The 13,430-nt window shown below is 69.7% G+C and carries 12 protein-coding genes; 5 read left to right on the top strand and 7 right to left on the bottom strand.

What is annotated here, in order from left to right:
• The 4 genes from IT355_19380 to IT355_19365 form a co-directional block, all read right to left on the bottom strand.
• The gene (locus tag IT355_19380; protein ID MCC7055445.1) at window positions 1–1,491 is read right to left on the bottom strand and encodes an AMP-binding protein; all 1,491 of its coding nucleotides are present in this window, start codon (window positions 1,489–1,491) and stop codon (window positions 1–3) included.
• Between the two features lie 87 nt (window positions 1,492–1,578).
• Window positions 1,579–3,147, bottom strand: a complete 1,569-nt coding sequence (locus tag IT355_19375) for an alpha/beta fold hydrolase (protein MCC7055444.1) — start codon at window positions 3,145–3,147, stop codon at window positions 1,579–1,581.
• 108 nt (window positions 3,148–3,255) lie between these two features.
• Window positions 3,256–3,723, bottom strand: a complete 468-nt coding sequence (locus tag IT355_19370) for a tRNA (cytidine(34)-2'-O)-methyltransferase (GenBank protein MCC7055443.1) — start codon at window positions 3,721–3,723, stop codon at window positions 3,256–3,258.
• Window positions 3,724–3,749: 26 nt separating this feature from the next.
• Window positions 3,750–5,150: a divalent metal cation transporter gene (locus tag IT355_19365; GenBank protein ID MCC7055442.1), complete on the bottom strand. Its 1,401-nt coding sequence runs from the start codon at window positions 5,148–5,150 to the stop codon at window positions 3,750–3,752.
• Between IT355_19365 and IT355_19360 the strand changes: the two genes are divergently transcribed.
• The 3 genes from IT355_19360 (at window position 5,149) to IT355_19350 (ending at window position 9,640) form a co-directional block, all read left to right on the top strand.
• Window positions 5,149–6,870, top strand: a complete 1,722-nt coding sequence (locus tag IT355_19360; protein ID MCC7055441.1) for a DUF885 family protein — start codon at window positions 5,149–5,151, stop codon at window positions 6,868–6,870. The genes IT355_19365 and IT355_19360 overlap by 2 nt on opposite strands.
• A gap of 97 nt (window positions 6,871–6,967) precedes the next feature.
• The gene (locus tag IT355_19355; protein ID MCC7055440.1) at window positions 6,968–8,887 is read left to right on the top strand and encodes a Na+:solute symporter; all 1,920 of its coding nucleotides are present in this window, start codon (window positions 6,968–6,970) and stop codon (window positions 8,885–8,887) included.
• A 192-nt stretch (window positions 8,888–9,079) separates the two neighbouring features.
• On the top strand, window positions 9,080–9,640 hold the full coding sequence (locus IT355_19350) for a Uma2 family endonuclease (protein ID MCC7055439.1): 561 nt from the start codon (window positions 9,080–9,082) through the stop codon (window positions 9,638–9,640).
• A 33-nt stretch (window positions 9,641–9,673) separates the two neighbouring features.
• Here the strand turns inward: IT355_19350 and IT355_19345 are convergent, their stop codons facing one another.
• The 3 genes from IT355_19345 to IT355_19335 all read right to left on the bottom strand — a co-directional run bounded on the left by IT355_19345 (window position 9,674) and on the right by IT355_19335 (window position 12,600).
• On the bottom strand, window positions 9,674–10,630 hold the full coding sequence (locus tag IT355_19345) for a hypothetical protein (GenBank protein MCC7055438.1): 957 nt from the start codon (window positions 10,628–10,630) through the stop codon (window positions 9,674–9,676).
• On the bottom strand, window positions 10,611–11,150 hold the full coding sequence (locus tag IT355_19340) for a hypothetical protein (GenBank protein ID MCC7055437.1): 540 nt from the start codon (window positions 11,148–11,150) through the stop codon (window positions 10,611–10,613). The genes IT355_19345 and IT355_19340 overlap by 20 nt, the downstream gene beginning before the upstream one ends.
• A gap of 211 nt (window positions 11,151–11,361) precedes the next feature.
• Window positions 11,362–12,600 (bottom strand): multidrug effflux MFS transporter, encoded by a 1,239-nt coding sequence (locus IT355_19335; protein MCC7055436.1) that lies wholly within the window; start codon window positions 12,598–12,600, stop codon window positions 11,362–11,364.
• 197 nt (window positions 12,601–12,797) lie between these two features.
• On the opposite strand from IT355_19335, the gene IT355_19330 reads away from it, so the two are divergent.
• Together IT355_19330 and IT355_19325 are read left to right on the top strand one after the other, a co-directional pair.
• Window positions 12,798–13,004 carry a hypothetical protein gene (locus tag IT355_19330; protein MCC7055435.1) on the top strand — a complete coding sequence of 69 codons (207 nt, stop codon included), beginning with the start codon at window positions 12,798–12,800 and terminating at the stop codon, window positions 13,002–13,004.
• Entirely contained in the window at window positions 13,004–13,348 is a 345-nt protein-coding gene (locus IT355_19325; GenBank protein ID MCC7055434.1) for a type II toxin-antitoxin system PemK/MazF family toxin, read from the top strand. Before IT355_19330 ends, IT355_19325 begins: the two co-directional genes overlap by 1 nt.
• The last annotated feature ends 82 nt before the right edge of the window (window positions 13,349–13,430 follow it).

The raw sequence follows: 13,430 nt of genomic DNA, 5'->3' as shown, positions 1-13,430 counted from the left end.
TCATGGTGCCGGCGGGAGGAGGTGCTTCTGGACCTTGCCGAGGGCGGTGCGTGGCAGCGCGTCGATGCGCACGAAGGCACGGGGCACCTTGAAGCTCGCGAGCTGGGTGCGCAGGTGCGCCTCGAGGGCGATCAGGTCGAGTGCCGGGTCACCCACCACGTACGCCACCGGCACCTCGCCGCGCGCGGGGTCGGGCCTGCCGACCACGGTGGCCTCGGTGATGCCCGCCTGCTCCAGCAGCAGTTCCTCGATCTCGCGCGGGTAGATGTTGAAGCCGCCCGAGATGATCAGTTCACTGCGGCGGCCCTCGAGCGTGATGTAGCCGTCGGCCGCACGCACGCCGATGTCACCGGTGCGGAACCAGCCGCCGGCGAAGGCGGTGCTGGTGGCGTCAGGCCGGTTCCAGTAGCCGGCGCAGACGTTCGGCCCGCGCACCCAGAGCTCGCCGCTGCTGCCGTCGGGCACGTCGGTGCCGTCGTCGCTCACGATACGCACCTCCGTCAGCGGCAGCGGCCGGCCCACGGTGCCGGCACGACGTTCGCCGACGTACGGATTGCTCACGTTCATGAGCGTCTCGGTCATGCCGTAGCGCTCGAGGATCACGTGGCCGAACTTCGCACGGAACGCCTCGAGCACGTGCGCCGGCAGCGGGGCTGAGCCGCACACGAACAGGCGGGCGTCGCGGCCGATGGCGCGGGCGGTGGCGTCCTCCACATCCAGCAGGCGGATGTACATCGTGGGCACGCCGAAGAACACCGTCGGGCGGTAGTCCGTGAACCAGCCGGCCGCGCGTGACGCCTCGAACCGTGCGGTGAGGCGCATGTGGCACCCCGCCAGCAGCCAGCAGTGCACGGCGTTGCCCAGGCCGTGCACATGGAAGAGCGGGAGCGTCGTGAGCAGGCGATCCATCGCGCGCATGCCCCAGCTTGCGTTCAGCACCAGGGCGTTGGCCGCGAAGTTGCCGTGGGTGAGGATCGCCCCCTTGGAGGCGCCGGTGGTGCCCGAGGTGTACACGAGCGCCAGCGGCGTGTCGGCGCCGCAGACCGTCTGCTGCACGCAGAGGGGCCGGACCCGCACCTGCTCCAGCGCAGCGGCGTCACGCGCGAGGGTCTCGACGTTCCACGCCGTCACGCCGGCCGCGAGGTCGCCGGCGCGGTCGGCGGTGGTGATCACCGCCACCGGCGCGGCGTCACCCACGATGTGGGCGATCTCGCGCGCCTGGTACAGCACGTTCACCGGCACCACGATCAGGCCGAGCTTCACGCAGGCGAGCCAGAGGTCGATGATCTCGACCCGGTTCTGCAGCAGGAAGGCCAGCCGGTCGCCGCGCCGGAGCCCGCGGTCGTGCAGCACCCACGCGAGGCGGTTGCTGCGCACCTCGAGATCGCCGAAGTCGTACGACGCCAGCTCGCCGCCGCCCAGGTCCACTTCGAGCGCGGCGCGGGTGGCGGCGCCGATCAGCGTGTGATCGAGCAGGGAGAGCAGCGCCACGGGTGGTGGGGTGAGAGTTGCCCCACGTTAGCCCGCGAACCAGGGGTTGTGAACTCGGACCGTCCGCCCGCGCCGGCGCCGCCGCGATCAGTGCCGCGCGTGGGCCACGATCCACTCCACCGCCGCGCCAAGCACCTCCGCCGCCGCCAGGTGTGTCGGCAGCGCCATGTATCCGCCGGGATCGCCCCCCGGCTGGCGGATGAAGAGGTGATTCAGGTCGGGAAAGGTGCGCAGCGTGACGTCGGTGTTGCCGCCGGCCTTCATGGCCTGCGCCAGCGTCGCCCCGTCGCTCGCGGGCACCTGCTGGTCGTCGGCGCCGTGCAGGATCAGCACGGGCTGGCGCACCCGTCGCGCCGTGGCGAGTGGATCGTGCGATCCGAAGAACCGGAGCCAGGGCGTGGTCCGCAGGGCCGAATCGACGAGCGTGGGCACACGCGCCAGCGCCGCGGCGCGCGCGGCGGCGCTGAGCGTGGTGTCACGCTCCAGGGCATACCGGTTCTGGACGTCGAGGATCTGGCGGCCGGTTCGCGCTGGACCCGCGAGGATCACCAGGCCGGCGAGCGACGGCTCCTCCAGCGCCACCATCGGGGCGATCATGCCCCCTTCGCTGTGCCCGAGCAGGTAGACACGCTGCGGGTCGATTCCCGGCTGCGTGCGCAGGAACGCCAGGGCAGACCGCACGTCGTCGGCGAAGTCGCGGCTGGTGGCTGCGGCGAAGTCACCGCCCGACTCCCCCACGCCACGGTCATCCAGCCGCAGCATCGCCACCCCGCGCCGGCCGAGCGTGTCGGCCAGCTGCCGGAAGAGGCGATAGCCGCCGGGCACCGCGCCGATGTGCTCATCCCGGTCCTGCGGGCCCGAGCCGGTGATGCTCACCACCACCGGCAGCGCCGACGCGGTGCCCGCCGGCAGTGTGAGCGTGCCGCCGAGCGTGAAGCCGCGCCCGGTCGGCACCGTCACACCCTGTGCCACGTACGGCGCATCCGCCGGCGCGGAGTAGTCGGGCCGGGAGAGTCCGAGCTTGCTCACCGCGATGCCATCGACGCGCGTGAACTGCAGCCCGTGCTGCGGCATGCCGCCGCGCACCAGCCGCCCGCTGCTGTCGGTGATGAAGTACATGCGCTGCGTGCCCAGCGCCACCGCGATGGAGTCCGACTGCAGGTTCGTGAACTCCACCGGGAAGGTCTGGCCCCCGGTGGCGAGGAACACCTGCGGCACGTCGCGCGTGCGGTCCCGCCGCGCCGCCGCGATGATCACCTCGAACGCGGCCACGGAGGCGTTCACGATCGGCTGCGCGAGCTGGCGCGACTGGATGCGCTGGGTGTTCGTGGCGCGACCCGGCGCACCGATGCCGGCCACCGCCGTGTCACCGGTGATCGCGATGTCGGCCTGCGCCACCGGGGTCGCACCCGGCTTCGCACCCGGTGCGAACACCGCCATCGACAGCGTCCCCAGGCGCCCGTCGGCCTCGATCCGGTTCGAGAACACCTGCCGCGGTGCTCCCTTCGCCGACACCTCCCCGTCCAGGCGCCGCGGCAGCCGTGTGAAGACCTCGATCTGCACCGTGTCGCCGCGCAGCGTGTGCACGAAGGCACTCTGCGCCTGGGCGGGAGTCGCCAGCAGGGCGGTCAGGGCCAGCACACGGATGACGGACATGGGTCAGGCGGTCGGGGGAACCGGATCGGATCGCGCCGAACGATGCGGCAGGTACCACGAGGGCTCAATGGGCGCGGTGGGACGGCACCCCGGCACCTCCACCGCGCCTCAGCTTCCGCCGGCGAATCCCTGCTGCCGCCACGCCTCGTAGACCACGATCGCCACCGTGTTCGACAGGTTGAGCGAGCGCCGCGCCGGCAGCATCGGGAGGCGGATGCGCCGGTCGGCCGGCAGCGCGGCCAGCATCGCGTCGGTCAGGCCGGTGGACTCGGGACCGAACACCAGCACGTCCCCCGCGGCGAACGCCACGTCGGTGTGCCGCCGCGTCCCGCGCGCCGTGAAGGCGAACAGGCGGCGACCGGCACCGAGGTGCATCAGGCACGCCGCCCAGTCGCGGTGGATCGTCACCTCGGCGAGGTCGCGGTAGTCCAGGCCGGCCCGCTCGAGTTGGCGGTCCTCGAAGTTGAAGCCGAGCGGCTCCACCAGGTGCAGCCGCGTCCCGGCATTGGCGCAGAGCCGGATGATGTTGCCGGTGTTCGGCGGAATCTCGGGATGCACCAGCACGATGTCGAACACGGTCGGCGTCGGTGAGGGCCGGCGGCTCAGCGCAGCCAGCTGAATGCCAGCGCGACGATGCAGGCGAGGATGAGTGCGATACTCACCCACCCGAGCCCGCGCCACAATGGGCCCGGTCGGGCCGCACCGAGGATCGCGGCGTCGTTGTGGAGGAGCTGCAGGGCGATCACGTGCAGCGGCAGCATCACGGCGTTCACCACCTGGCTGGAGTAGATCAGCGGAATCAGCGGCAGCCCTGGCAGGGAGACCACCGCCACGGCCGCCACCGTGAGCCCGATGAACGCGGCGTAGAACCACTGGAAGTGGTGCGCATCCAGGTCGAGCGACGCCGGCTTGCCCACCCCCTCGGCGATGGAGTACGCCGTCGCGATCGGCACGATGGCCGCCGCCAGCAGCGAGGCGCCCAGCAGGCCGGCCCCGAAGAGGACCGTGGCGAACGATCCTGCCAGCGGGCGCAGGGCAAGGGCGGCGTCCCCGGCATCCGTGATGTGCACTCCGTTCCGGTGCAACGTGGCGGCGCACGCCACCGCGATCGCGAGGCCGATCACGCCGGTGAGCAGCGAGCCGATGAACACGTCGACGCGCTCCCACCGCATCGACGACATCGCGAGCTTCTTGTCCACGGCGTACGACTGGATGAACGCCAGCCCCCAGGGCGCGAGTGTCGTGCCGAGGGTGGCGGCGATCGCGATCCAGCCCGGCGCCGTGGTCGGGGCCCGCGGCACGAACGCCCCGCGCGCCACCGCGCCCCAGTCGGGCTGCGCCAGCAGTCCGTCGACGATATAGAGCGCCAGCGTGGACGAGATCACCAGCAGCACCCGCTCCACCCGGTGGAAAGACCCGTAGACCACCACCACGCTGATCAGCACGCCGGCCAGCGGCGCACTGAGCCGGGAGGGCACGCCGATCAGCCCACCCGCCGCCGAGACGCCGGCATACTCGGCGCAGATCGTTCCGAAGTTCGCGAACAGCAGGCCAAGGGCCGCGGCATAGCCCGCCTTGCGGCCCCAGCGATCGCGGATCAGCCCCACGAAGCCGCGCCCGGATGCCGCACCCAGGCGCACCGCCATCATGTGGAACTGGATCAGCAGCACCGTCGAGAGCGGGATGATCCAGAGCAGCGAATAGCCGAAGTCGGCGCCGAGCACCGAGTAGGTCGTGATGCCGGCCGGATCGTCGTCGGAGAGCCCCGCCAGCAGCCCCGGGCCCAGGACGGCGAGAAATGCCGCGAGGGCGCTGGCGCCGGCGCCGCGCGACTGGGCGAAGCGCCGCGCGACACCACGGCGGTGGTGTGCAACCGCGTGCGGAGGTGCACCCGAGCGCTCACGGCTGCGTTTCGCGGCATGCCGGGCCTTCTGGGGCAGGAAGCTCACCCGCGGATCATAGTGGCCCCCGCACGCCGTCGCCGCCGATACATTCTCGGCCATGCGCCACATGAGACTGATCCACGCTGCGGCCGTCATGCTGACCGCCGCCGGTACCCTGCCCGGCCTCGCGCCGCGGCTCACTGCACAGGCCCCGGCGACCAGCCGCACCCATGCTCAGCTCGAGTCGCTGTTCGGCGAGTGGCGCCGCTTCGAGGAGCCGCCGCGCGCGAACGGGATCCCCGACTACTCGCCCGCGACCAACGTCCGGCGCCTGGCTGCGCTCCGGGTGCTGCAGCAGCGGCTGCGGGCGATCGACACCACCGGCTGGCGCGTGCCCGAGCAGGTGGACCTGCACATCGTGCGCGCCGAGATGAACGGCATGCTGTACAACCTCACGGTGCTCACGCCATGGTCGCGGGACCCGGCGTACTACGCCTCGATCCGGACCGAGCAGAGCGACACGCCGGCCGAGGAAGGTCCGACGATCCACGGGGCCATCCGGCTCTGGCAGTACCCACTCTGGCCGCGCACACGGCAGCAGGTGTCGCAGCCGCTCAGCGCGGCACAGTCGGCGGAACTCGGGACCCAGCTGGGCGCGATCCCCACCCTGCTGCGGCAGGCCCGTGTGAACCTCGCGCGGGGGAACGCGAAGGACCTGTGGGTCGGCGCCGTGAAGGCGTTCGAGGAGCAGCACGAGGCGCTGCTCGAGCTGCAGAGGCTCGCCACCGTCGCCCGCAGTGACGCCGCGTTGCTCACCGCCATCGATGCTGCCGCGACGGCCACCGCCGGCTTCACCGACTGGCTCCGGGTCGAGGCGCCGAGGAAAACCGGCCCCTCCGGCATCGGCAAGGCGAACTACACCTGGTTCCTGAAGAACGTGCTGCTGGTGCCGCTGACCTGGGACGAGGAAGTGACCATCACGCGCCGCGAGCTGGCCCGCTCGCACGCCTCGCTGCGCCTCGAAGAGCAGCGCAACAGGGCGTTGCCGCCGATGCCGGTGATGGAGTCGCGCGACGCGTACCTGGACTTCCAGAACGCCGCCATCACGCGCTACACCACCTTCGTGCGCGAGCAGGGGATGGTGACCTGGGAGCCCTGGATGGACAACGCGCTGCGCGAGCGCATCCACCCGTTCGCCGATCCGGGCTCCCGCAACTTCTTCGCGCAGACGTATCACCGCGATCCCATCCCGCTCTGGACGCACCTCTGGCACTGGTGGGACAATGGCCGCTTCCGCGAGCACCCGAACCCGCGCCTCATCCGCCGCACCCCGCTCCTCTACAACGTGTGGCTGAGCCGCGCCGAGGGGATGGCGACGTCGATGGAGGAGTGGATGATGCAGGCGGGCCTGTACGACGAATCACCGCGCTCGCGCGAGATCGTGTGGGCGATGCTGGCGGCGCGCGCGGCACGCGGCCTGGGCAACCTCTACGCCCACTCGAACGAGCTGACGATGGCGCAGGCCGCCGACATGCACGTGAACTGGACGCCCCGCGGCTGGATGCGGCGCGACCCGCTGCTCGGCTTCGAGCAGCACCTCTACCTGCGCCTGCCGGGCTACGGCGCCAGCTACGTGACCGGCGGCCGCCTGATGGAGGAGACGATGGCCGAGCGCGCCCGGCAGCTGGGCGACCAGTTCAGCATGCGCCGCTTCTTCGACGAGGTGAACGAGGTCGGCATGATCCCCGTCTCCCTCGTGTACTGGGAGCTCACCGGCGATGACCGCATGGTGCGCGAGCTGCGTGACGGCGTCACGCCGCGCCCCTTCATCAACCGATAGCGCGCTTGCGCCGGCCCCCGACTGCCGGTAGCTCTGCAGCGCACGCGACGCGCTCCCCGGGGCGCGCCGCGGCCACACCCATGCCCCTCCCCACGCCGTGAACATCTCCTGGATCGACTGGGTCATCGCCGCCGCGAGCATCCTCGTGTGCTTCGTGCCGGCCCTGTTCCTCGCCAAGCGGTCGCGTGACAGCACGGCCGAGTTCTTCGCCTCGGGGCGCAGCGTGCCGTGGTGGCTGGCGGGCCTGTCGATGGTCGCGACCACGTTCTCGTCCGACACCCCCAACTGGGTCACCGAGCAGGTGCGGCGCTACGGCGTGGCCGGCAACTGGCAGTGGTGGGCGTTCGTGCTCACCGGCCTCGCGACGGTGTTCTTCTTCGCGCGGCTCTGGCGCCGCTCGGGGGTGCTCACGGATCTCGAGTTCTACGAGCTGCGCTACTCGGGACAGTCGGCGTCGGTGGTGCGCGGGTTCCGCGCCGTGTACCTGGGGCTGTTCTTCAACTGCTTCATCATGGGCACGGTCACGCTGGCCGCCTGCAAGATCGCCAACATCCTGTTCGGGATGCCGGCGTGGCAGACGATCCTCGTCACCGGCCTGCTGAACGTCGTGTTCGCCGCGCACTCCGGGCTCTGGGGGGTGCTGGTGATCGACATGATCCAGTTCTTCATCAAGATGACCGCCGTCTTCGCCGCGGCGTTCTTCTCGCTGGTGGAGGTGGGGCGCCGCCTGGCGGGTGACGCGAGTGCGTGGGTCGGCCTCAAGCTGCTGGTCGGCAAGCTGTCGACGCTGCAGGTGGTGCAGTCCACCGCGGCGGGCGCCCAGCCGGTGATGTCGGCCTCCGACGGCAGCGGCCAGCCGATCCTCGACATGATGCCGAACTTCGCCATGTCGGACCTGGCGCTGATGATCTTCATCCTGCCGATCGCCATCAGCTGGTGGGCCAACTGGTACCCCGGCGCCGAGCCGGGGGGCGGGTCGTACATCGCGCAGCGGATGCTGGCGTCGAAGTCGGAGAAGGACGCGCTGGGCGGCACGCTGTTCTTCAATGTGGCGCACTACGTGCTGCGCCCGTGGCCCTGGATCATCACCGCGCTCTGCTCCATCATCGTCTATCCCGACCTCGCCAGCATCAAGGCGGCGTTCCCCGAGGCCAACGTCTCGCTCATCGGCCACGACTCGGCCTTCCCGGCGATGCTCAAGTTCCTGCCGGTGGGGTTCGTCGGGCTGATGATCGGCGGGCTGCTGGCGGCCAACAGCTCCACCATCCTGACGCACCTCAACTGGGGCTCGTCGTACCTGGTGCACGACTTCTACCGCCGTTTCATCCGCACCGACGCCACGGAGCGCCACTACGTGAACGTGGGGCGGGTGTGCACCCTCGGGCTGTACCTGTTCGCGGCGCTGCTCAGCCTCACGCTCAGCTCCGCGCAGCAGGCGTTCCAGGTGCTGCTCTCGATCGGTGCCGGTACGGGATTGTTGTACATCGCGCGCTGGTTCTGGTGGCGCGTGTCGGCGTGGTGCGAGATCGTGGCGATGGTGGTGTCACTGGTGACGTCGCTGGCGGTGCCGTACTTCATGCCCGGCGCCAGCTTCGCGACGACGACGATCTGGCAGGTCGGCATCACGACGATCGCGTGGCTGGTGACGGCGTTCGTGGGCCCGGTCACCGATCGCGCGAAACTGATCAGCTTCGTGCAGAAGGTGAAGCCCGCAGGGCCGGGCTGGACGGAGATCCGGAAGGCGGCCGGGATCTCGGATGCGGAAGTCGCGCTGGAGAACCGCGTGGGTGGTGCGCTGGCGGGGTGGATCAGCGGGTGCGTGGTGATCTGGTCGGCACTGTTCGCGATCGGGAGCTTCCTGTATGCGCCGGGTGATCCGTCGCGCTGGCCGGCGGCGTGGATCCTGCTGGGGGTGTTCGTGGTGAGTGGGCTGGTGCTGCTGCGGGTGACGAAGCAGCTGTGGGCGGACAGCACGGAGAGCCAGGCGCGAGAGGATGCGCGGGTGGCGCGGGGGTAGCGCTGAGTTGCGATGCCGGGCGTGTGAAGGCCCCGACTGCGATGTGCGGTCGGGGCCTTTCGCGTCTGATTCCGCAGGCGCACGAAAACGATGACGCATGCAGGAATGGCGGTTGGTACGTTGACGGTGAATGCGGCATGCTGGCCGCATGTCCGACTGTCACCTGCCTCTCCCGGAGCGTACCGTATGGGTATGTGTGCTGCCGAGCGTCGCTACACGGCTGACGATCTCGCCGACATGCCGGACGACGGCAACCGGTACGAGGTCATCGACGGGGTGTTGTACGTGACGCCCGCGCCGGTGTTGTCGCACCAGTGGGTGCAGGCGCGGTTGATCGCGGTGTTGCCGGCGTACGTGCAGGCCATCGGGCTGATGCTCTTCGTGGCGCCGACCGCAGTACGGGCATCGGAGATCACCGAGGTGCAGCCCGACCTGCTGATCTTCGATCCGGCGCGGGTCGATCCGGACGAGGAACGCCGGTTGCCGATGTCGTCGCTGGTGCTCGCGGTCGAGATTCTCTCGCCGTCCACGCGGCACCGCGACCGCGGGCTCAAGCGGCGCACCTACCTCGCGAACGGTGTGGCCGAGTACTGGGTCGTCGATGCCAAACGGCGCTCGGTGGACGTGTGGCAGGCGGGTGCAGAGACGCCGGACGTTCGCGTGGACACGCTCACGTGGCAGCCAGTGGTGGGGCATGCGCCGCTCGTGATCAACCTGGGAGAGATCTTCACGCGGGTATTTGACCGCCGGTAATGCACCGCGATTGCAGCATGAACGCACTGTATGCTACAGTCCGTGAACGACGATATTCCGGGTTGCGGCGACGAGCCGGTCAAGCTCCGCCAGCGGTTCGCCCTTTCCGGGCATCACGCCCGACCACTCCGCGACTTCGGCCCGGATGAGCGTGGGGTAGTGTAGCTCCACGATGTCGCGCGCCCGGCTGGAGCACACATAGTCGCTCCATGCATGCGTCTCTGACCGTCGGGCGGTGTCTGCCACCTGCGCCAGGAAGGCGAACAGCACGGACCACGGTTGCCAGCGCGGCACTCGTGTGACGTTCAGGCTCTCGTCTGCACCGAATGACAGGAAGGCGGCCCAGTCACCGGGTGCCGCACGATAGGTCTGTTGTGGGCTGTAGTCATCGCGCACGAGGAGGCCGGCCTCCACCAGATCGTCGGCTGCCGCGCGGGTGTTGCGCTCCGAGTACGCCACGAACGTCGCCAGCTGCGACACGGTGGAGCTGCGTTCCTGACGGCACACGGCGCAGGTCAGCAGGTCTGACTTCAACCCCACGCCGAACGCTGTCCGGAATCGGAGATACAGTGCCGGCGGGTTGTGTAACCGGAGAGGACCGAGCGGCTTCTGCCGCGGTGCGGGAGTCTCTCGCGAGACGGCGAGCTTGGCCAACCGGAACCAGCTCGGGTGTTTCGCCCACGATGCGAACTCGGTGAGGAGCGCGTGCGTGGAGTCGGGGAACGCCGAGCAGAGCTCCTGCGCACGGTGCACGCTGAGCAGCTTCGCGTCCTGCACCGCGAATGCGAAACACAGGTCGCGGAGCCGCCGCTCGTCCTCCCAGAGCGTCAGCGACAGGAGCAGGAGCGCCTCGGGGTCGACCACGGCGGTTGCCTCCCGGTCATCGGCCTGGCTCGCGGTGTGCGTGACGGCGCTCCACTGAGTCCATGCCGCCTGCAGCGCCGTGAGCCGTGCCGTCGCGCCGATCGCGCTAAGTGTGACAACGGACATGTTCGATTGCCCCGGCAAGGAGGGTTGGGAAGGCGTCCGAGGCGTCTTGCGTCTTCACCCAGTCGGCGGCGCCTGCGAGTTCCGCGTCGGTCGGTCCCAGGGCGATCAGGTCCTGCATGTGCACGCTGTTCGGTCCGCTGTCAGTCGCGGCGAAGAGCTTCAGCATGATGAGTGTCTGCCGACCGGCCAGTCCAACCGTCAGACCTCCGAACGTCTCCCACGTCAGGTCGTCCGGGAGCGTGGGCGGCAGCCCCACCTTCCACTGGAGTGCGACGTCGGTGTTCATCCAGTTCTCCGGCAACCGCAGGTCGCGCGCGACCGTCGCCATCGCGCGCGCAAGCGTTGCCGGCAGTGGAGCTGGATTGCGCATCTCGGTGGATCCGGTCGAGTCACGCTGCGCGACCGCGAGCACGTCGACATCGCTGGTGCCGCGCTCCAGCAAGCCGAGGAGGTTGAGACTGGCCCCTCCGACCACGATGATGCCGACCGCGTGCCCGTCAGCTGCGAGCAGTTCGCCCACGGCGCGAAGTGCTGCGCGCAGGGCGGCGTGGGCAGTGAATGCCGTAGGAATGGATGAACGTGAGGACGGGGGCATAGCTGATTATAATAAGCAGCTATGAGCCCTGCAATAGGCAGAGGGTGTACTTATTATAAGTCTACGGCGGGCTCGATCGGCTAACGATTTGTGAGGCAAGCACTTAGGCCTGCACTCCGCAGGACGGACAGGTCGATCAAGCGCCCGCGGCTCTCGACCGTACCCGCCAGAACAGCACCCCCCGCTCCGTCACCGCCACGATCCCCAGCGCCAGCACCCCGCACAGCACGTACCCCGTCGTCAGCGGCACCGCCGTCCCGTCGAACTGCTGCCCGATCAGGAACCCCAGCGTCGACCCCACCGCCATCGTGATCGACCCGTAGATCGACGACGCCGTCCCCGCCACGTGCCCCAGCGGCTCCATCGCGATCGAGGCGAAGTTGGCGGCGATCATCCCGAAGCAGAACATCATCGCCGCCTGCAGCACCGCGAACGTCGCGATGCTCTCGTAGCCGGCCCGCGCCACCACCAGGTGCGCCGCGCCGAAGGTGAGGAAGCCGATCAGCGCCCGGTGCGACACGTACCGCACCCCCAGCCGCTCCACGATGCGCGAGTTGAGCAGCGACGAGACCGCCATCCCGATCGCCACGCAGGCGAAGATGACGGGGAAGATCGTGGGGGCGTGGAAGATGTCGGTGAACACCTGCTGCACCGAGTTGATGAAGCCGAACAGCGCCCCCAGCACGCAGGCGGCGGCGAACATGTAGCCCACCGTCACGCGTGAGCTGATCACCGTGCGGAACGCCTGCCCCACGCGCCCCAGCTCCAGCGGCAGCCTGTCCTCGGCGTGCAGTGTCTCGGGCAGGCGGAACGCGGCCCAGGTGAACAGCACCAGGCTGAACGTGGCCAGGAACCCGAAGATCCATCGCCACGACGAGACGAGCATGATCGCCTGGCCGATGCTCGGTGCGAGCACGGGCGCGGTGAGGAAGACCATGAACGTGAGCGACATGACGCGCGCCATCTGGGCGCCGGAGAAGCGGTCGCGCACCAGCGAAACGGCCAGCACCTGCACGGCGGCGGCGCCGGCACCCATCAGCGCGCGGGCCCACACCAGCTGCGTGAACGAGGCGGCGAACGCGGCCACGATGGCGAAGGTGGCGTAGAGGCCGACGCCGGTGAGCAGGACCCGCTTCCGGCCGAACCGGTCGGAGAGCACGCCGTAGATCATCTGGGTGGAGCTGACGCCGAGGAGGTAGGCGGTGATGACCCACTGCCGCTGGTTGTCGGTGGCGACGTGGAGGGTGGCGCCGATCTGGGGCAGGGCGGGGAGCATCGAGTCGATCGCGAGCGCGTTGAGGGCGGTCAGCGCGGCGATGAGGGCGACGAACTCGGTGAAGGCGATGGGGCGGGGGGCGGCGGGGGTGCTGGTCACGCGGGCAAGGTAGTGATTCCGGAGGCGGTGGAAGGCTTCGCGGCGCGCGTTTCCGGTTACCGAGGGGACACCGCAGCGGCACACCTTTCCGTATGCCCCGACCAGCCCGACTTATCCGCCGCCGTCTGTCGCAGGCCCTTCTCGGCATACCGGGGTTATACTCCGGTATGAAGACTGCCATCTCACTCCCGGATGCCTTGTTCGACGAGGCCGACCGGCTCGCGACTGCGATCGGCATGTCCCGATCGCAGCTGTATGCGACCGCGCTCGCGGAGTATCTCGCCAAGCACCGCGACTCGGACGTGACCGACGCACTCAATCGGGTCTATGCCGATCCGCCGCCGCACGACGCGGGTGTGCAGGCGGCGGCACGCACCGCATTGCGACGATCCGAATGGACGTGATGCGCGGGGAAGTATGGTGGGCGGAACTGCCGGAGCCTGATGGGGCCGAGCCCGGGTTCCGGCGACCGGTGTTGATCGTGCAGGCGGACGCGTTCAATCGCAGTCGGGTCGCCACGGTGATCGTGGTTGCCCTCACCACGTCGATGCGACTGCTCGATGCACCGGGGAATGTGCTCATCCCGGCGAAGGCCAGTGGCCTGCCGCGCGATTCGGTCGCGAATGTCAGTCAGCTCGTCACGATCGACCGGATCGTCCTCACCGAGCAGGCCGGGCAGCTGCCGCGCGCGGTGATGCAGCACGTGGCGCGCGGCCTGCGCCTGGTACTCGGGTTGGACGGGCGCTGAGCCCCTGCCGGTGTGAGCGGACGGTGCTCGCGAAACCGCGCCAGGCGCAGCCCCGTTATTGTGCGAAATGCGACCTGTCTCG

It is taken from the genome of Gemmatimonadaceae bacterium, assembly GCA_020851035.1.
Taxonomy (GTDB): Bacteria; Gemmatimonadota; Gemmatimonadetes; order Gemmatimonadales; family Gemmatimonadaceae; genus JACMLX01.
The sequence above is the reverse complement of the archived record's forward strand: the minus strand, read 5'-3'. Positions and strand labels throughout refer to the sequence as shown.

Coding starts and splice junctions, on each gene's coding strand:
- IT355_19360 (MCC7055441.1), top strand. CDS start 5,149: ATGCGCCACATGAGACTGATCCACGCTGCGGCCGTCATGCTGACCGCC.
- IT355_19365 (MCC7055442.1), bottom strand. CDS start 5,150: ATGGCCGAGAATGTATCGGCGGCGACGGCGTGCGGGGGCCACTATGAT.
- IT355_19350 (MCC7055439.1), top strand. CDS start 9,080: ATGTGTGCTGCCGAGCGTCGCTACACGGCTGACGATCTCGCCGACATG.
- IT355_19345 (MCC7055438.1), bottom strand. CDS start 10,630: ATGTCCGTTGTCACACTTAGCGCGATCGGCGCGACGGCACGGCTCACG.
- IT355_19325 (MCC7055434.1), top strand. CDS start 13,004: ATGCGCGGGGAAGTATGGTGGGCGGAACTGCCGGAGCCTGATGGGGCC.
- IT355_19375 (MCC7055444.1), bottom strand. CDS start 3,147: ATGTCCGTCATCCGTGTGCTGGCCCTGACCGCCCTGCTGGCGACTCCC.